Here is a 17955-nt window from a genome sequence, read left to right on the forward strand (position 1 = left end):
ACAGGAATGCGTCGATGAAATTGTCAATGATTGCAGTTGCTCTGGTGACGCTCATCTCAGTGGGATGTGCCAATAAAAATGCTGCGGCCCCGATTGCGGCACCAACACCAGCAACCGCGCCACCAACCATGCTGGATTCACCACCGGCTGCGGCCAAGAACAGTACTAAAATGACATTATCCCAGCAAGGGCGTGATCCGGCGCAGTTTCCTGCTTATGTCGAACAATTAAAGGCCCAAGCTCGTGCAAAGGGGATCAGCGAGGCTACGCTTGATAAAGCGTTTGCCAATATTCATTTTGTTGACCGAGTCATTCAGTCAGACCGCAATCAGTTAGAAAAGAAAGTCACACTGGATGATTACCTGACCAGAGTTCTGACTGAGGCGAAAGTCGCGCAAGGTAAAGAGATTTATCAGCGCTATCAGCCTCAGTTATCACAAGTTACTGCGCGCTATGGTGTGCCTGAGCGTTACATCGTGGCGCTGTGGGGCATGGAAAGTGGGTTTGGCAAGTTTCAAGGTAAAGAGGATGTCATCTCTGCCTTATCAACCATGGCATTTGAAGGGCGGCGTGAGGCATTCTTCACTAAAGAGCTGATAGCTGCATTGCAAATCATTCAGCAAGGCAAAGTTGATGACCCCGAGTTGAAAGGATCATGGGCTGGTGCGATGGGGCAGAGTCAATTTATGCCTAGCTCTTTCCTGACCTATGGCGCTGACGGGGATGGCGATGGGAAAATTGATATTTGGAATAATATCGATGATGTCTTTGCTTCGACAGCTAACTATCTGTCTACTGAAGGTTGGAAACCGGGTGTTGATTGGGGCCAGGAAGCGACGCTGCCCGAAGGATTTGATATTAAGCTGGCGGGCTTAAAAGACAGCCAAGCCAAAAGCGTCGCCCAATGGCAGCAACTCGGGGTAATGGCGATACCCGGCGGTAACTTTGCCAACTCAGATCTCCGGGCTTGGGTCATCGTACCTGATGATGTGCAAGGGCGGGCGTTTCTGGTTTATGATAATTTTCGTACCATTATGCACTGGAACCGTTCTTACTATTTCGCTATTAGTATTGGTATGATGGCAGATAGCGTAAGTCAATAATGTCTGCGAACACCTAATCGTGGTATGACTTGGTTGTGTCGCTGCGGCAAGAGCCAATCAAGATGTAAATTCAGACAGGATGTTAATTCAGGAGAGGCAGTATGTATCAACATAGAGACTGGCAAGGGGCTTTGCTGGATTTTCCAGTGAGTAAAGTGGTTTGCGTTGGCAGTAACTATGCCGAACATATTAAAGAGATGGGGAGTACTGTGTCAGTTGAACCGGTGCTGTTTATTAAACCTGAAACAGCGCTATGTGATATTCGCCAGCCGGTATCGATCCCGAAAGAGTTCGGTGAGGTTCATCATGAAGTAGAATTAGCCGTTTTGATCGGTACTCCGTTAAAACAAGCCAGTGAAGACCGAGTGGCACGCGCAATCGCCGGTTACGGTGTCGCATTGGATTTGACACTGCGTGAGCTGCAATCTGGCTTGAAAAAGGCTGGTCAGCCGTGGGAGAAATCGAAAGCATTTGACGGTTCTTGCCCGATTTCCGGTTTTATACCGGTGGCGGAGTTTGGTGATGCGCAACAGGCTGACTTATCGCTTATCATTAACGATGAGGTCCGTCAGCAAGGCAACACGCGTGATATGATCACCCCCATCATTCCGCTAATCAGTTACATCAGCCGTTTCTTTACTTTGCGTGCTGGCGATATCATTCTGACGGGCACTCCACAGGGCGTCGGGCCGATGAAATCAGGCGATATGCTGAAAGTTATGCTAAATGGTAAAACGTTGAGTACCCGCATAATCTAAGAGCATCGCTGCCGCTTATGCCATCAGGCTGGGCGGCAACACTTGCATCTGACCGCCAAAGCGTCTATAACGACCCGCTCATTTATTCACACCGGATACCGATATGTCACAACTTCCTTTTTGGCAACAAAAAACACTCGCTGAAATGTCAGATAGTGAATGGGAATCACTGTGCGACGGATGCGGCCAATGTTGCTTGAATAAACTGATTGATGAGGACACGGATGAAATCTATTTCACCAATGTGGCCTGTGATCAGCTCAATCTCAAAACCTGCCAGTGCCGTAATTATGAGCGCCGCTTTGAATTAGAAGAAGACTGCATCAAGTTAACCCGAGAGAATTTGGTAACGTTTGAGTGGTTGCCACCCACCTGTGCTTATCGGATGGTGGGCGAGGGGCGTGGCCTGGCGAGTTGGCATCCACTGTTAGCCGGTTCAAAATCTGCGATGCACGGTGAGCGGATCTCGGTACGCCATATTGCCGTACGTGAGAGCGAGGTTATCGACTGGCAAGACCACATTTTGAATAAACCGCAGTGGGCCAGATAACCATTGATATATATGTAATTTATATTGAAGCCTCTCAGACAACAGATGCCTATTCAGACGCCAGATATGGCATACTAACGCCGAAATTTAACCAAGAAACTTAATAAAATGAAATATTCAACGTTGGCCGCTGTTATCATCGGCATATCTGCTACTTTAGGTAGCATTTCGCACCAGGTTCAGGCCGCTGGGGCCTCATTGATAAATCTTGATTGTAAATTGAAAGAGGGAGGCAGCCTGAACGCAGTGTTAGACGGCCCGAATCAGCAATTGACCATTGATAAATCAGTGTTCCAGTTTGTAAAAGTTAATCCAGAAGGTCAGGGCGAGGCGTTAATATTCCAAAATGCCAACAGCCAGGAGCAAGTTATTGCTTCTCTCAATATTTCCGCGCTGCCAATCCGTTTGGCGGTGGTTGATGGTGAGCAGGCTAATCAGTACATTTGTACCCATACCACAGCTTAACTAGTTTATAATCGAATTAAAATGAGGCTGCCTTATGGTGGCCTTTTTTCGTTGTATGACCATTTATGGCTGTAAATTTGATTAAACCACTGGATGGATTAGTCCTTAGTCGACGCTGAAGTTACCCACAAAGTAGTAATGTGAGTCCTCCATCTGGAGAGTTAAATAGCTTGATTGATAACACCGCGATAGTTTCTGCTTCTGCAATTATTGAGAAGGGTGCGGTGATTGGTGCGAATGTACAGATTGGTCACTTTTGTTACATTGGTTCTCAAGTCACTATTGGTTCCGGCACGGTGCTTAAATCGCATATTGTAATTAATGGTATTACCGAGCTTGGATGTGACAATAATATTGGACAATTTTCCTCTATTGGAGAGGTTAATCAGGATCTTAAGTACCAGGGGGAGCCTACCCAGGTTATCATTGGCGACCGCAATTTGATTCAGCAAAATGTCACGATACACCGTGGCACGGCTCAAGGACACGGTATAACACGTATCGGTAATGACAATAGTCTGATGAATCATGTGCATATTGGCCATGACTGCATTATCGGTAACCACTGCTTATTGGCGTCGAATGTAGGATTAGCCGGACATGTAGAGGTCGATAATTTCGCCATTATCTGCGCGGCCAGTGCTGTGCACCAGTTTTGTGTTATTGGCACCCATGCCTTGGTCAATGAAAGCGCCTGCGTGGTGCAGGATATCCCCCCTTATGTGATTGCGGGGGGTAATCGTGCCGTGCCGGTGGGTATCCGAGCAGCAGGAATGGGGGACGACTGGTTGAACAGTGATGATTGCCAAGCGGTTCAAAACGCCTATCAGCTTATTTACCATACCGGTAAGTTGGTGGCGGATGTCAGTCAGGACATTGAGGTTTTGGCCAGAGAATGGCAAATACTTCAGTCTTATAAATCTTTTTTCTCTCGCTCAGCGCGCGGGATCATCCGTTAATGCACTGTCATCCAAAAGAAATGGCACCCTGAGGTGCCATTGTCAGATAAAGATATGTTTGAAATTATCGACTAAACAGGTCACGTCTTTTCGGTTTAACGAATTGGCTGATCAGCACCAATACGCCAATCAATAAGTATGCAGCAAAGATACCGACCAACCATTGCGGCATTTCTAATGACATAAATGCCCATTGTTTTACCGAGCAATCACCACTGGCAACAAAAATAGCGGGCAGCCATTTGTCTAGTGGCAGCCATGACGGGAAGCTGACAAAGAAATCACAGGTCGTGAACGGTGAAGGATGGAGTTGCAGCATAGTGTGTACCCAGGCTAGCTGAACACCGCGCCATGCGCTGTAGATCCAGATAAAGATTGCCAGGTAGCGCAAGGGCGATTTAGGTGCAATGGCACCCAACAACGACGCACCGAGAATACCGAATAACGCAGCACGTTCGTAAATACACATTACACAAGGCTGTAACAACATCACGTGTTGAAAATAGAGTGCGACCAATTCTAGTGCAAGTGCAGTCAGGGCCATTAAAAGCCAAGCACCGCGCCCTTTAGAGCAGCGGTTAAGGAATTGCAACATATCTTTATTTTCCATGCAGTAAGCAATTGTACCGGCAGTGTAAACCAATTCATCTTTGCTGCCAGCCACCCAAAGGTAAAATTAGGCAAAAATCAGCTCTTTCTCGCGCGTGACAAGTTATCACAAGCCTGAATTTTACTTTGGGTGAGATATTTGGTTTGTTTTGCCAGCCCATAATCCCTCGAAGCTAATAACAGCCCCCGCGGCGACCAAAAGTGTAGGGCTGGCAGATACTATAATGCAAGCGATCAATGTGTGATGCTAGCTCCGGCTGCCAGATGAGGCAAACTTATCCAGCCACTTTGCATCATCCATTCGGTTATTGGCACTAATAAGTACTCCACGCCTAACAGACCGACGAGGGTCATCACAATAGTATAGGGGAGTGCCATATACACCATGCGCCCATAAGAAAGACGAATTAAAGGGGCCAGCGCGGAGGTTAGCAGGAACAGAAAAGCGGCTTGGCCGTTCGGTGTGGCAACTGAGGGGAGGTTGGTCCCGGTATTGATGGCAACAGCCAATAACTCAAATTGCTGAAGCGAAATAATACCGTGCTCAAATGCAGTGCGCGCCTCATTGATATAAACCGTACCGACAAATACATTGTCGGATACCGAAGAGAGTAAGCCATTAAACAGATAAAACAGTGATAACTGTGCTGATGGTGAAGATTGTAAAACAAACTGAATAATCGGTGAGAAGAGGCTCTGCTCAATAATGACGGCAACCACGGCAAAAAACACCGTGAGTAGGGCAGTAAAAGGCAATGCCTCCTGAAATGCCTTACCCAGTGCATGTTCATTGGTAATTCCGCAGAGGGAGGTGGCGAGTATAATCACCGATAATCCGACCAAGCCTACCTCGGCTAAATGCAGGGCCAATGCGAGCACCAACCAAACACCGATCAAGGCCTGAATCAGAAGCTTCACTTTCTCTTGCTTGCTCCGTTTCGTACTGGCTTGTTGATCATAGTCAGTCAAAACCTGACGAACGCGCTCGGGAAGCTGTGCACCATAACCAAACAGTTTAAAACGTTCTACCAGCAGACAAACCAATAATCCGCAACACAGGACGGGTAACGTCACGGGCAGCATGCGAATAAAGAAGTCGGTAAAGTTCCAACCGGCACTCTTAGCGATAATCAGGTTCTGCGGCTCGCCAACCATGGTCATTACGCCACCCAGCGCAGTACCCACACCCGCATGCATCATCAGGCTACGCAAGAAAGCGCGGAATTGCTCCAACGTTTTACGGTTTTCCTGATTATCGATCCAACTGTCGTCGGTGATATCTTTATCGGTATGGTTTGATGCAACATGATGATAGATAGTATAAAAACCAACAGAAACACTGATAACCACGGCGATTACAGTTAAGGCATCAAGGAATGCCGAAAGGAAGGCAGAGGCGACACAGAAGGCTAATGAAAGAACGATTTTTGAGCGAATGTTCAGCAGCAGTTTGGTAAATACAAACAGTAATAACTGCTTCATGAAATAGATACCTGCCACCATAAACACCAACAACAGCAGCACTTCCAGATTATTAGCAATTTCTTCTGCCACCTGATGTGGGCTGGTCATACCGATGGCAACGGCTTGAATGGCCAATAAACCCCCCGGTTGCAGTGGGTAACATTTTAGCGCCATAGCCAGTGTAAAGATAAATTCGACCACCAACATCCAGCCAGCAATAAATGGGCTGACAAAAAAGAATACCAGTGGGTTAATAATGAGAAACCCGATAATTGCCAGCTTGTACCAATCAGGTGAATTCCCCAGAAAATTCTTGAGTACAGCTTGTCTAATGGTCATATCCATTGTGAGTTACAGTCTCCTTATTAAAATTATTATGGTGCAATTACTGCCTAAAGTTACATTTTACCTTACGTCATTGCTCTAAAAGCAATACGTATAATCTGTACATCATTCCATCTGCGCAATTTTTGCAACTTTATGACTACTTTCACCATTTGTTCGGTCCTGATGCTATGTCACGATAGCGTCGTCTGGTATGATGAGCGCACTAAATTGCTGATATGTATCGCTACGGAACGTCAAAAATATGGTTATAAAGGCGCAAAGTCCTGCCGGTTTCGCGGAAGAGTATATTATTGAAAGTATTTGGAATAATCGCTTCCCTCCAGGCACTATTTTGCCCGCGGAGCGTGAACTTTCAGAGCTGATTGGAGTGACTCGCACTACATTGCGTGAAGTGTTACAACGCTTAGCCCGCGATGGCTGGCTCACTATTCAGCATGGTAAACCGACGAAAGTAAACAATTTTTGGGAAACGTCTGGTCTTAATATTCTGGAAACACTGGCGCGACTTGACCACGACAGCGTGCCACAATTGATAGACAACTTACTGGCAGTCAGAACAAATATCGCTACCATCTTCGTTCGCACGGCAATCCGTAATCATCCAGAGAAAGCACAGGAAATCCTGGCACAAGCTCAAACAGTTGATGATCACGCCGAGGCTTTCACCGCACTGGATTACGGTATTTTCCGTGGTTTGGCTTTTGCTTCGGGTAACCCTATTTATGGGTTGATCCTAAATGGCATGAAAGGGCTTTATACCCGGGTTGGGCGTTACTATTTCTCGAATCCTGAAGCCCGTAAGCTGGCACTGACTTTCTACAGCAAACTGTCAACGCTGTGTGATGAAAAAGCCCATGATCAGGTGTCAGAGTGCCTGAGAGCATACGGTAAAGAGAGTGGTGCTATTTGGCACAGCATGCAGGGCACGATGCCAAGTGATTTGGCCGAAGCACGCCGTTAGGCGAATATCGCGTAAAATTGCAACGCAAAAGGGGCATTAAATGCCCCTTTTTCATGGCAAGATGTAGCGCAATAGCTCGCGCGGTTATCCACCTCGTCTGCCCTGTGCTAGAGCTTATTGGCTCTTGGCGGCACGCTGTCGAGTAGCTCAATCGAGCCATCGTCATTCAGTTGTTCCATATGAATATCAAACCCCCATAGCCGGTGAATATGTTTCATCACTTGCTGACGGCTCTTATCCAGTGGTGCCCGATCATGAGGAATATAGCGCAGGGTCAGGGAGCGGTCTCCGCGCAGATCAACGTTCCATACCTGAATGTTTGGTTCGTGATTACTCAAGTTATATTGAGCAGACAATTCATTACGTATAGCCCGATAACCTTCTTCATTATGAATGGCTGAAATCTCCAGATAGTTATGCTTATCATCATCCAGCACGGTGAATAGCCGGAAGTCACGCATTACTTTCGGTGATAAGAACTGGCTGATGAAGCTTTCATCCTTAAAGTCGCGCATGGCAAAATGCAACGTATCCAACCAATCTTTACCGGCGATATCCGGGAACCAATAATAGTCCTCCTCCGTCGGTGATTGGCAAATACGCTTGATATCTTGGAACATGGCAAAGCCAAGGGCATACGGGTTAATACCGTTGTAATAAGGGCTGTTATACGGCGGTTGATACACAACGTTGGTGTGGCTGTGCAAGAACTCCATCATAAAGCGGTCAGTGACCTTACCCTCATCGTACAGATGGTTAAGAATGGTGTAATGCCAGAAGGTGGCCCAACCTTCATTCATCACTTGTGTCTGTTTTTGTGGATAAAAATATTGGCTGACTTTGCGGACTATTCGCAGCACTTCGCGTTGCCATGACTCCAGCAGCGGAGCATTTTTCTCCATGAAATAGAGCAGGTTCTCCTGCGGTTCACTGGGATAGCGTTGAGCCTGGGCTTGGACTTCCCCTCGAGCCTTGCGCGGTAGGGTTTTCCACAACGAGTTGACCTGACTTTGCAGATACTCCTCGCGGCTTTTCTGCCGGGCGGTTTCCTCCACTAAAGAGATCTTTTGCGGACGTTTATAGCGGTCCACCCCATAATTCATCAGGGCATGACAGGAGTCGAGTAGCCGCTCTACTTCTTCCACCCCATAACGTTCCTCGCATTCACTGATGTAATGACGAGCAAACAACAAATAATCCACTATCGAACTGGCATCGGTCCAAGCTCGAAATAAGTAATTATTCTTAAAGAAAGAGTTATGTCCATAGCAGGCGTGAGCCATGACTAAGGCTTGCATGGTAATGGTATTTTCTTCCATTAAATAAGCGATGCAAGGATTGGAGTTAATCACAATCTCGTACGCTAATCCTTGCTGACCGTGCTTATATTTTTGCTCTGTTTCGATAAATTTCTTACCAAAAGACCAATGGGTATAGTTGATAGGCATACCGATACTTGAATAGGCATCCATCATCTGTTCGGAGGTAATAACCTCTATCTGGTGGGGGTAAGTATCTAGCCGGTAATGTTTTGCCACCCGGTCTATTTGGTCCAGATAGACCTGCAACAATTCAAATGTCCAGTCTGGGCCGTCAGTCAGGCGCTTATCTTGCGCGGTTTGTTTCGGTGTTGAAGTTGTCATAGCGCATCCTCACGGTTTTATAACCCTGCAAAATACTGGTCACTTCAATAATCCTAGCTCAAGATTAACAAGTTGAGGCATGGCAAGACCTTATGTCAATGAATATCCGCCATCTTTCAAACAACAGGTAGGTTGACTGCCGGTTCGTGCCAGAATCATTGCTGTCGTATCAGTCTGTACGATTAATTGGATTTTATAGATTATTATTCTGATTTATTGACTTATTCATGGAATATAAAACTAGTAAAAGAGTCTTGTGCAACATGCCAATTATTCATGCTGCTAATTGTGGGTATTATGGCGCTTTCTCTCCTTTTAGACGTTTAATTGGGCAAAAATAGCATCTTATCGCTATTTTCCTAACGCTATTGAACTGAAAAGTAATTGCATTGTAAATTAATTGTGAATTAAGTCACGACCTGGCATTAATATGTTGGCTAGATTTTTCTGCTGAGTTAATTTTCTGTCAACAGAATATTATGCTTTAGGTGTTGTTTGGGGGGAGGAAGGTATGCGCATTGTCATTTTAGGAAGCGGTGTGGTGGGGGTAGCCAGTGCCTGGTACTTAGCCAAAGACGGGCATGATGTTACGGTGATTGACCGTCAGCAGGGGCCCGCGCAGGAAACCAGTGCCGGTAACGCAGGTCAGATATCGCCGGGATATGCGGCACCTTGGGCTGCGCCTGGGGTTCCTCTGAAAGCCATTAAATGGATGTTCCAACGCCATGCGCCGTTGGCAATCCACCTTGACGGCAGCAGCTTCCAGCTACGCTGGATGTGGCAGATGCTGAGAAACTGCGACACTTCCCACTACATGCTCAACAAAAGCCGTATGGTGCGTCTGGCAGAATACAGTCGCGACTGTTTAAAAGAGCTGCGTGAAGACACCGGTATTCAGTATGAAGGCCGTCAGGGGGGAACACTGCAACTGTTCCGTACCGAACAGCAATTTGATAACGCCGCCAAGGATATTGCGGTGTTAGATGATGCGGGGGTGCCATATTCACTGCTAACGGCTGATCAACTGGCAACAGTGGAACCGGCATTGGCGAAAGTAGCACATAAACTGACCGGTGGTTTACGTTTACCTAATGATGAAACCGGCGACTGCAAACTGTTTACTGAACGCTTAGCCCAAATGGCCGAGCGGGCTGGGGTTAAGTTTGTGTTCAATCGCTCGGTGGATAAATTGCTGGTGGACGGTGACCAAATCGCCGGTGTGCTGTGTGGCGACGATATTATTAACGCTGATGCCTATGTAGTGGCCTTCGGCGCTTACTCTACGGAGCTGTTAGCCGGGCTGGTCTCGATTCCTGTTTATCCACTAAAAGGTTATTCACTCACTATTCCTATTACAGATCCGGCCTCGGCACCTTTCTCCACCGTGCTGGATGAGACCTACAAGATTGCCATTACGCGCTTTGATGACAGGATTCGGGTTGGGGGGATGGCGGAAATCGTTGGATTTAATACTCAATTGGCACCAGCACGTCGTGAGACGCTGGAAATGGTGGTGGGTGATTTGTACCCTCATGGGGGCAATATCAGTCAGGCCACGTTCTGGACCGGGCTGCGCCCGATGACACCTGATGGTACGCCCATTGTCGGGCGAACCTCGCTTAAGAATCTCTATCTGAATACCGGCCATGGCACCTTGGGCTGGACCATGGCCTGTGGGTCGGGTCAATTATTGGCTGATATTATGTATGGACGTCGCCCAGCGATTCTGGCGGATGATTTATCTGTCGCGCGTTATAGCGCGGGCTTTCGGCCACTGAATATCACGCCTTTACACGACATTCACCCTGTGCGCTAAAAGGCGCCGATTGATCATTACAGCCCACTGGCGGGCTGTAAATAATTGAATACCGCCCAAGAAGGAAAAAGCATGCCTCGCCCGATATCCGCTACGCTTCATTTATCTGCCTTACGCCATAACCTCAGTATTGTTCGCCGTCTTGCCGGGGCCGCTAAAATTTGGTCAGTGGTAAAAGCCAATGCCTACGGCCATGGTCTGGCCCGCATTTGGCAAGGGCTGGATGCAACCGATGGTTTTGCGTTATTGGATTTAAATGAAGCGATAATGTTGCGTGAACAGGGCTGGCAAGGGCCAATTTTGCTGCTTGAGGGGTTCTTTCGTGCGCAAGATATAGTCCTGATCGACCACTACCGGTTAACCACCGTGGTACACAGTGACTGGCAGCTTGACGCCATCAAAGCGGCGCGGCTGAGCACACCACTCGATATTTATTTAAAACTTAATAGCGGCATGAATCGCTTAGGTTTTCCCATCGGGCAGGCAGAGGCCATCTGGCAATGGGCTAACAGTATAAATAACATCGGCAAGGTGACGCTAATGAGCCACTTTGCCAATGCAGATAACCATATTGGTGCCAGCGAGCAATTCACGCAGATTCAGCAGGCCAGTGGGCATCTGGTGGCTGCGCGCAGCTTTGCCAACTCGGCGGCAATATTGCGCAATCCTGAAACCCACTTTGATTGGGTGCGGCCAGGTATTATCCTCTATGGCGCGTCACCCAGTGGTGATGTAAGCGATATCGCTGGCATTGGATTGCGCCCGGTAATGGAGCTGCACAGCGAAATTATCGCCATACAGACGCTCTCAGCAGGGCACAGTGTTGGCTATGGCAGCCGCTACAGTGCCACAGGCACACAGCGCATCGGTGTCGTCGCCTGCGGTTATGCTGATGGTTATCCACGGCTGGCTCCCAGCGGCACGCCCATCAGGGTGGATGGCATACTGACTCATACGGTGGGGTCGATTTCAATGGATATGCTAACCGTAGATTTGACACCCTGTCCGCAGGCGCAAATGGGGAGTAAAGTTGAGATCTGGGGGGATAATCTTCCTATCGATGATGTGGCGGCGGCGGCAGGCACCGTGGGGTATGAGTTGATGTGTGCACTGGCGAGTCGCGTTAGCGTCATCACCGAGCGCACTTAGGTTGTTTTTAGTTTATTTTCTGCAAGTTACCACGGACATGCTTACTGGCACGGCGTGCCTGCCAAGCCAGTAGACACCCTGCCAGCATTACGATGGCGAGTGATAATTTAGGCTCAATTGGTAAGGACATTGCCAGCAAGCCTAATCCAGCTCCCCCGGCCATTTGCACAAAACCCACCAGCGCGGAGGCGACACCGGCTTCATTGGCATAGGGCTCCAATGCATAACTGGTGGCTGGCCCCATCATAAAGGCTAAACCGGCACAGGCACTGGCAACGGGTAACATATACACCAGCCAGTGTTGCTGTATTTCTGCCGACAGTTGCGTCAGACCAAATAATAACCCTAGACACCCCAGCGCCATCAACAGGCTGCCGGTCATCAGGCAGGTAGGGCGGCCGATTTTTTGGATAATACGGTTAGCAATAAAACTGACCGCCATGATCCAAAAGCCATTGGCACCGAACACCAGTGAGAACTGTAATGGACTGAGTCCTGCGCCCACCATCAATACGTTGGGTGCCAGCGAGACATAAGTTAAGGCCATGCCCATAGCGCCCGCGTTCACCAGTGCGAAAATCAGAAAACGGTCATCACGTAAGATGCGCAGATAGTTCTTTATCGGCAAGCCCTTAACGGCTTGGGTACCCGCTGGCCGTGTTTCTGGCAGGAAGATAATTATCAGAATTAATACCAGCAAGCCATATAACGCCAGGAACCAGAATGGGGCGCGCCAGCCAAAGGCTTCCGCCAATAAACCACCGAGCAAGGGGGCCAATGCGGGTACGATATTTAACGTCCCATTAAGGAAACCAAAAGCGCGCGCGGCCTCATTACCGTTGAGGCGGTCACGCACCCCACTGAATGCCACCACCGCAGTACAGCAAACAGCGACACCTTGTAACAGGCGAGAACTGACAAACATCAGCGGGCTGACTGCCAGTGCAGCCATCGCGGCCCCCAGCATGTAGAGAATAATACCGATGATGGCTATGGGTTTACGCCCATACTTATCGACTAATGGCCCAGCAATCAGCTGACCAATACCCAGTACCAGAATAAACAAGGCAATAGTGGATTGAATCAGCGACTCGCTACTGTTTAGCCCCTTGGCTATCGCGGGAATCGTGGGTAAGTAGAGGTCGATGCCCAATGGGCCGAGCAGAATCAGGCTTAACAGCAGAAAAAGAAATTTTTGCATAACAAAAAAACAACATCCAGATTGCAAAGGCGACAAGAATAAAGAATTTATCGACGAATGAAAAGGTTAGCCATAGCCAACCAAACGATAGTGACAATGTCACCTATTGGTGTTCTAAATCGACTAATAGGGTACTACAACTAATAATTAATCTCTTGTTATTGATTAGCTACTGCTACTAGTCGTGCGATGCTCTAACCACTGTTCTAGTTTCACGGCAGGTAATGCCTCGGAAAAAAGAAAACCTTGGCCTATTTGATAACCTTGGCGGCTCAATAATGTACGTTGCGCCTCGTTTTCTACCCCTTCGACAATCACTGATAGTTGCAAACTTTCACCAATACGGATCACCGCCTCACTTAACGTTCGGCTGGTTTCGTCATGCTCAAGATCATGGACAAAACTTTTATCCAGTTTGATTTCATCAAGATCCAAATGGCGCAGATAACTCAGACTGGAATAGCCGGTACCAAAGTCATCCATTGATAAACGCACGCCCAGTCGATGAATTTTTTCTATAGTGGCAAAAATCGCCGGATTATTTGCAATTAATATGTCTTCGGTGATTTCCAGCGTGAGATCCTGCGGCGGCAAGTGGTAATGCTGCAAGATATGTAAAATCATGTCCGGCAAGCCTGGATTATGGAAATTGGTCGGCGATAAGTTCACTGAAACCGAGGGCACATCAATACTCCGTAAACGCCAGTCCGCCAACTGTTGACAAGCCGTCTCAATCGCCCACAGAGCCAGTTCGTTGATCAGCCCGCACTCTTCAGCAATAGGAATAAAACGCTGTGGAGGAATGTTCCCCAGTATGGGGTGAACCCAGCGACTAAGGGCTTCCACACCATATAGGTGCCCATCTTTTAACATCACTTGTGGTTGATAAAATAACTCAAGAGACCCGATATGAAATGCATGACGCAGAGCATCTTCCATATCCTGGCGCTGTTGATTGAGATTATTCATCTCTGCACTGAAGAAATTGAAATGACCATGTCCCATATTCTTGGCTTTATGCATGGCAATGTCGGCGTGATTCATCAGCGCATCCATTTCTAAACCATTCTCAGGATACAAACTGATCCCGACACTGGCCGAAGGAATAATATTGACGTTGGCTATCTGACAGGGCTGAGACAGCAGACTGAGCATTTTCTCAACTTTCACGGTAGCCTGCTGCATGGTGCAGGGGGCTAAAATGATAATAAACTCGTCGCCCGATAAGCGGCCGATAATGTCACTTTTTGGCATGTCGTTGCGCAACCGTTGGGCAATCAAGGCAAGTAATTCATCACCGGCGGCCAGGCCGAGTGAATCATTAACTTGTTTAAAACGGTCCAGATTAATGATTAATACTGCCAGCGTGTAATCCATTTCAGCGGCAAGGGCGGATGTCTCTCGCTCTACCCTGAGCCGGGAGCTCAGGCGTAATACGGACCCCGCTTTCAACGGACTTTACTCCTCCAGACGCGCTGATGCCTTAGCCAGACAACGGCGGGGCGCCACCTCGGCACACAATGCCTGTTTCCCTCTGGGCCAGCAGACACAAGACTTTCTCCGGCAGGCGCTGGCTGTACATACCTCCCCTGAGGTTATCTGTGGGAGACTGAAAATCCAGTTTGATATCGCCGTCAGCAAAAATACCCTCTACCGCTATATCCGTTCGGACAGACAGGCTGGCGGTAAGCTTTACCTTCAGCTCCCTCACCGGGGTAAACGCTATCGCTATGATACGGGTGAGCCCGGACGCACGCCCATCCCGGACAGGGTTGGCATTGAGCACAGGCCTGCTGAGGCTGAACTCAAACAGGTTCCCGGGCATGTTGAAATCGATACGATTTTTGGCAAAGACCAGAAGTCATTCCTGCTGACGGTCGTGGACAAAGCCACAAAGCAGGTCATTATCCGTAAACTCCCCAATAAGTGCGCTGAGAGCGTCGTGGAAGCGTTCAGGGACATCGTGGCGAATACTTTCTGTGAGTTTAAAACCCTGACGGCAGATAACGGACCCGAGTTTGCGAAACATAAGGACATCACTCAGGTAACGGGCGCAAAGGTTTACTTTGCCCGGCCTTATCATTCCTGGGAGCGGGGGTTGAATGAGCATACCAACGGTCTGATACGGCGGTTTTATCCGAAAGGAACCGATTTTAATGGCGTCAGCGATGAAGATATTGCGAGACTGGAGCACATCCTCAACACTCGGGGGCGCAAATCTCTGGAATACAGCTCACCGAATGAGGTATTTTTAGAGTATCTACTCGCTGCATAACGCATGATGGTTTGTTGCGTTTCGTTCGGGAATGGGGCCTTTGCATAGCTGAGCCGCGGGTAACGCGGCAAGTTATACCGACTCAATGCTTGTGGCGGTGATGTGAATCCGGGTAATGCGGGTGAGAGTGTGCCAGTGGCTGATGTTGATGGCGATGCTTATGCGCCACACCGACTGTCACAGGGAAATCATGTGCATGTTGATGATGTGCGTCATGGTGATGTTCATGTTCATGCAGCAATTCATCATGGATATGCTGATGGGCATGCTGTTCAGTGAGATGCAATGCGATCCCTACAGCCATCAAGAGACCCGCCACGACGAGTGGTATAGTGACAGTGTCACCCATAATAACGGCCAATACAGCCCCTAAAAATGGGGCAATAGAGAAATAAGCACCAGTACGAGCAGTGCCAAGATGGCGCAGGCCGATAACAAAGAGTGCCAAACTCACGCCATAGGCAAAAAATCCTACCAGAAGGGCACCGGCCAGATTTGTCAGTGGTGGCAATGTTGCGCCGAGGACAAAAGCCAGCCCGAGATTGACGATACCGGCAACCAGTCCTTTGACTGACGCAATCCAGGTGGCATCCGTCAATGAAACCTTACGGGTCAGATTGTTATCAATCCCCCAGGCAAAGCAAGCACCCAGAATTGCCAGTGTTGGCCACCATCCGGCAAAACGCGCTTCACCCGGCCAACTTAAAATAGCTGCACCGGCCACAATCACTATCATGCCAAGAGCGATGCGACGGTCAAAATTCTCTTTAAACGCGAACCAGGCCAGTAGGGTGGTAAATACCCCTTCGGCATTAAGCAATAATGATGCGCCAGATGCAGGCATACCCGTTAGCCCTATCATCAGCAGAACCGGGGCAACAATCCCTCCAGCCGTAATGGCACCAATAAACCACCGCCGTTCGTTGCGAGGTAGGCTCACGGCTGTTGCTTGGGTGAGCAGACGATAGAGCGCCAGACCGGCACCTGAGCCAAAATAGAGCAGGCCCGCCAGTAGCCATGGACTGACCGTATTGAGTAACTGTTTTGCCAGCGGGGTTCCAGCACCAAACAGCACCGCAGCACTTAATGCGGCTAATACACCGGGCTGTCGTAATCCATCATGCCATTTCATCGATTCAACTCTGAAAATAAGGTCGTAGTGGCAATTTTAGCCCATGAAAAAGCCGGGAAACCATTCCTGTCATGGAAAAAGTTGACCGGCTAATTTTAGTATTAATTATCAACGGTTTGTTTGTGGAACAACTCACGGAATACCGGGTAGATATCTTCAGGTTCTCGGATATGTTGCATGGCAAAGTTGTCAAATTTTGCCTGTAAGTCTTCATATTCCCGCCACAGAGTCTGGTGTGCGCGCCGGGTTATCTCGATGTAGCTATAGTAACGCACCATTGGCAGGAGCTTTTGGGCCAGTAACTCATGACACAGTGGTGAATCATCGGCCCAGTTATCGCCGTCTGAGGCTTGGGCTGCATAGATATTCCACTGCGTTGGGTCGTAACGTTCCTGAACCACTTCTTCCATCAATTTCAGGGCACTGGAGACAATTGTTCCGCCGGTTTCCTGCGAATAGAAGAATTCTTGCTCATCAACTTCTTTCGCTTGAGTATGGTGACGGATATACACGACATCAACGTTTTTATAGGTACGGCTCAGGAACAGATAAAGCAGGATGTAGAAGCGCTTTGCCATGTCCTTGGTGGCCTGATCCATCGAACCTGACACATCCATCAGGCAGAACATCACCGCCTGGCTGGATGGCTCAGGACGCCGTTCATAGTTCTTATAACGTAAATCGAAGGTATCGATAAACGGAACCCGCGCGATTTTTTGCTTTAATTCAGCAATGGCTTTACGTACACGTTCTTCTTCCAGCAATTGTGCTGGTTCCGTGTTTTCCAGTACGTTCAGCGTTTCTTCCAATTCGCGTAACTCACGGCGCTTACTGGCTGTCATGGCGGTACGACGCGCCAGTGAGTTTTGCAGTGAGCGCACCACGCTGATATTGGCGGGCACGCCATTCGAGGTATAACCCGCACGATGGGTTTTGAATTCGGTCAACTGCTTATACTGATTTTTCTTCAGATTGGGCAGCGCAAGGTCTTCAAACAGTAAGTCGAGGTATTCATCTTTGGAAATCTGAAAGACAAACTCATCCTCGCCTTCACCGTCCTGACCGGCATTACCCTGACCACTGCCGCCGCCTCCACCGCCACCTTGAGGGCGCTCCACTCGGTCATTGGTGACAAAATGGTCATTGCCAGGATGTACCCGGTGGCGTAACCCACCACGGCCCTGATGGAACATCGGCTCATTGATATCATCAATAGGTATCGAAACTGACTCGCCGCTCTCAATATCAGTAACTGATCTTTTATTGATGGCATCGGCAATCGACTGTTTAATTTGCGACTTATAGCGGCGCAAAAAGCGCTGGCGATTGACCATGCTCTTATTCTTGCCGTTAAGTCGTCTGTCAATAAAGTAGCCCATATATCCCCCAAACGACTTTGTCACTGTCCCTGCATCTTTCACGCGGTAGCTGTGTTGGCTGCCATCACTCACCCCAGTCACTTAGTAGACTAAGCTCCTGGGGCTTCGTTCAGTTGCCGCCTTACTACAACGTGAAATCTATT

General features: G+C 48.5%; 15 protein-coding genes and 1 pseudogene. 9 read left to right on the forward strand and 7 right to left on the reverse strand.

What is annotated here, in order from left to right; translation table 11 throughout:
• The first annotated feature begins 14 nt into the window (after window positions 1-14).
• From ACWJJO_RS10330 to lpxA, 5 genes are all read left to right on the forward strand, one after another.
• The gene (locus ACWJJO_RS10330) at window positions 15-1103 is read left to right on the forward strand and encodes a lytic murein transglycosylase (RefSeq protein WP_193784667.1); all 1089 of its coding nucleotides are present in this window, start codon (window positions 15-17) and stop codon (window positions 1101-1103) included.
• A 101-nt stretch (window positions 1104-1204) separates the two neighbouring features.
• Entirely contained in the window at window positions 1205-1861 is a 657-nt protein-coding gene (locus ACWJJO_RS10335; protein ID WP_083158983.1) for a fumarylacetoacetate hydrolase family protein, read from the forward strand.
• Between the two features lie 103 nt (window positions 1862-1964).
• Entirely contained in the window at window positions 1965-2411 is a 447-nt protein-coding gene (locus tag ACWJJO_RS10340; protein WP_005190942.1) for a YcgN family cysteine cluster protein, read from the forward strand.
• Window positions 2412-2519: 108 nt separating this feature from the next.
• Complete coding sequence (locus ACWJJO_RS10345) at window positions 2520-2876, forward strand: hypothetical protein (protein WP_481090997.1); 357 nt, start codon at window positions 2520-2522, stop codon at window positions 2874-2876.
• A 170-nt stretch (window positions 2877-3046) separates the two neighbouring features.
• A complete protein-coding gene (lpxA, locus tag ACWJJO_RS10350; protein WP_083158981.1) occupies window positions 3047-3835 on the forward strand; it encodes an acyl-ACP--UDP-N-acetylglucosamine O-acyltransferase in 789 nt (262 codons plus the stop codon).
• A 64-nt stretch (window positions 3836-3899) separates the two neighbouring features.
• Here the strand turns inward: lpxA and dsbB are convergent, their stop codons facing one another.
• Both dsbB and nhaB read right to left on the reverse strand, forming a co-directional pair.
• Complete coding sequence (gene dsbB / locus ACWJJO_RS10355) at window positions 3900-4430, reverse strand: disulfide bond formation protein DsbB (RefSeq protein WP_032907594.1); 531 nt, start codon at window positions 4428-4430, stop codon at window positions 3900-3902.
• 248 nt (window positions 4431-4678) lie between these two features.
• The gene (nhaB, locus tag ACWJJO_RS10360; protein WP_481090998.1) at window positions 4679-6253 is read right to left on the reverse strand and encodes a sodium/proton antiporter NhaB; all 1575 of its coding nucleotides are present in this window, start codon (window positions 6251-6253) and stop codon (window positions 4679-4681) included.
• A gap of 244 nt (window positions 6254-6497) precedes the next feature.
• Between nhaB and fadR the strand changes: the two genes are divergently transcribed.
• Entirely contained in the window at window positions 6498-7217 is a 720-nt protein-coding gene (gene fadR, locus ACWJJO_RS10365) for a fatty acid metabolism transcriptional regulator FadR (protein ID WP_083158979.1), read from the forward strand.
• A 107-nt stretch (window positions 7218-7324) separates the two neighbouring features.
• Here the strand turns inward: fadR and ACWJJO_RS10370 are convergent, their stop codons facing one another.
• Window positions 7325-8860: a SpoVR family protein gene (locus tag ACWJJO_RS10370; protein ID WP_481090999.1), complete on the reverse strand. Its 1536-nt coding sequence runs from the start codon at window positions 8858-8860 to the stop codon at window positions 7325-7327.
• Between the two features lie 511 nt (window positions 8861-9371).
• Here ACWJJO_RS10370 and ACWJJO_RS10375 point away from each other — a divergent pair.
• Both ACWJJO_RS10375 and dadX read left to right on the forward strand, forming a co-directional pair.
• Window positions 9372-10676 (forward strand): D-amino acid dehydrogenase, encoded by a 1305-nt coding sequence (locus ACWJJO_RS10375; protein WP_083158977.1) that lies wholly within the window; start codon window positions 9372-9374, stop codon window positions 10674-10676.
• Between the two features lie 72 nt (window positions 10677-10748).
• Window positions 10749-11825 carry a catabolic alanine racemase DadX gene (gene dadX, locus ACWJJO_RS10380; protein WP_372569135.1) on the forward strand — a complete coding sequence of 359 codons (1077 nt, stop codon included), beginning with the start codon at window positions 10749-10751 and terminating at the stop codon, window positions 11823-11825.
• 7 nt (window positions 11826-11832) lie between these two features.
• On the opposite strand, the gene ACWJJO_RS10385 is transcribed toward dadX, so the two are convergent.
• Window positions 11833-13026, reverse strand: coding sequence for a Bcr/CflA family efflux MFS transporter (locus ACWJJO_RS10385; protein ID WP_083158975.1), 1194 nt, complete (start codon window positions 13024-13026; stop codon window positions 11833-11835).
• A gap of 165 nt (window positions 13027-13191) precedes the next feature.
• Window positions 13192-14430: pseudogene (locus tag ACWJJO_RS10390) on the reverse strand (putative bifunctional diguanylate cyclase/phosphodiesterase); the annotation flags it as partial.
• A gap of 7 nt (window positions 14431-14437) precedes the next feature.
• Between ACWJJO_RS10390 and ACWJJO_RS10395 the strand changes: the two are divergent.
• Window positions 14438-15301: an IS30 family transposase gene (locus ACWJJO_RS10395; protein WP_481091579.1), complete on the forward strand. Its 864-nt coding sequence runs from the start codon at window positions 14438-14440 to the stop codon at window positions 15299-15301.
• 82 nt (window positions 15302-15383) lie between these two features.
• On the opposite strand, the gene ACWJJO_RS10400 is transcribed toward ACWJJO_RS10395, so the two are convergent.
• Both ACWJJO_RS10400 and ACWJJO_RS10405 read right to left on the reverse strand, forming a co-directional pair.
• Window positions 15384-16433 carry a DMT family transporter gene (locus ACWJJO_RS10400; protein WP_481091000.1) on the reverse strand — a complete coding sequence of 350 codons (1050 nt, stop codon included), beginning with the start codon at window positions 16431-16433 and terminating at the stop codon, window positions 15384-15386.
• A gap of 101 nt (window positions 16434-16534) precedes the next feature.
• A complete protein-coding gene (locus ACWJJO_RS10405; RefSeq protein WP_083163664.1) occupies window positions 16535-17812 on the reverse strand; it encodes a YeaH/YhbH family protein in 1278 nt (425 codons plus the stop codon).
• Window positions 17813-17955 lie beyond the last annotated feature (143 nt).

It is taken from the genome of Yersinia antarctica (assembly GCF_056636475.1).

Excerpts from the sequence above, each read along its gene's own strand:
- ACWJJO_RS10330 (WP_193784667.1), top strand. The coding sequence starts at position 15 with ATGAAATTGTCAATGATTGCAGTTGCTCTGGTGACGCTCATCTCAGTG.
- ACWJJO_RS10335 (WP_083158983.1), top strand. The coding sequence starts at position 1,205 with ATGTATCAACATAGAGACTGGCAAGGGGCTTTGCTGGATTTTCCAGTG.
- ACWJJO_RS10340 (WP_005190942.1), top strand. The coding sequence starts at position 1,965 with ATGTCACAACTTCCTTTTTGGCAACAAAAAACACTCGCTGAAATGTCA.
- ACWJJO_RS10345 (WP_481090997.1), top strand. The coding sequence starts at position 2,520 with ATGAAATATTCAACGTTGGCCGCTGTTATCATCGGCATATCTGCTACT.
- dsbB (WP_032907594.1), bottom strand. The coding sequence starts at position 4,430 with ATGTTGCAATTCCTTAACCGCTGCTCTAAAGGGCGCGGTGCTTGGCTT.
- nhaB (WP_481090998.1), bottom strand. The coding sequence starts at position 6,253 with ATGGATATGACCATTAGACAAGCTGTACTCAAGAATTTTCTGGGGAAT.
- fadR (WP_083158979.1), top strand. The coding sequence starts at position 6,498 with ATGGTTATAAAGGCGCAAAGTCCTGCCGGTTTCGCGGAAGAGTATATT.
- ACWJJO_RS10370 (WP_481090999.1), bottom strand. The coding sequence starts at position 8,860 with ATGACAACTTCAACACCGAAACAAACCGCGCAAGATAAGCGCCTGACT.
- ACWJJO_RS10375 (WP_083158977.1), top strand. The coding sequence starts at position 9,372 with ATGCGCATTGTCATTTTAGGAAGCGGTGTGGTGGGGGTAGCCAGTGCC.
- dadX (WP_372569135.1), top strand. The coding sequence starts at position 10,749 with ATGCCTCGCCCGATATCCGCTACGCTTCATTTATCTGCCTTACGCCAT.
- ACWJJO_RS10385 (WP_083158975.1), bottom strand. The coding sequence starts at position 13,026 with ATGCAAAAATTTCTTTTTCTGCTGTTAAGCCTGATTCTGCTCGGCCCA.
- ACWJJO_RS10400 (WP_481091000.1), bottom strand. The coding sequence starts at position 16,433 with ATGAAATGGCATGATGGATTACGACAGCCCGGTGTATTAGCCGCATTA.
- ACWJJO_RS10405 (WP_083163664.1), bottom strand. The coding sequence starts at position 17,812 with ATGGGCTACTTTATTGACAGACGACTTAACGGCAAGAATAAGAGCATG.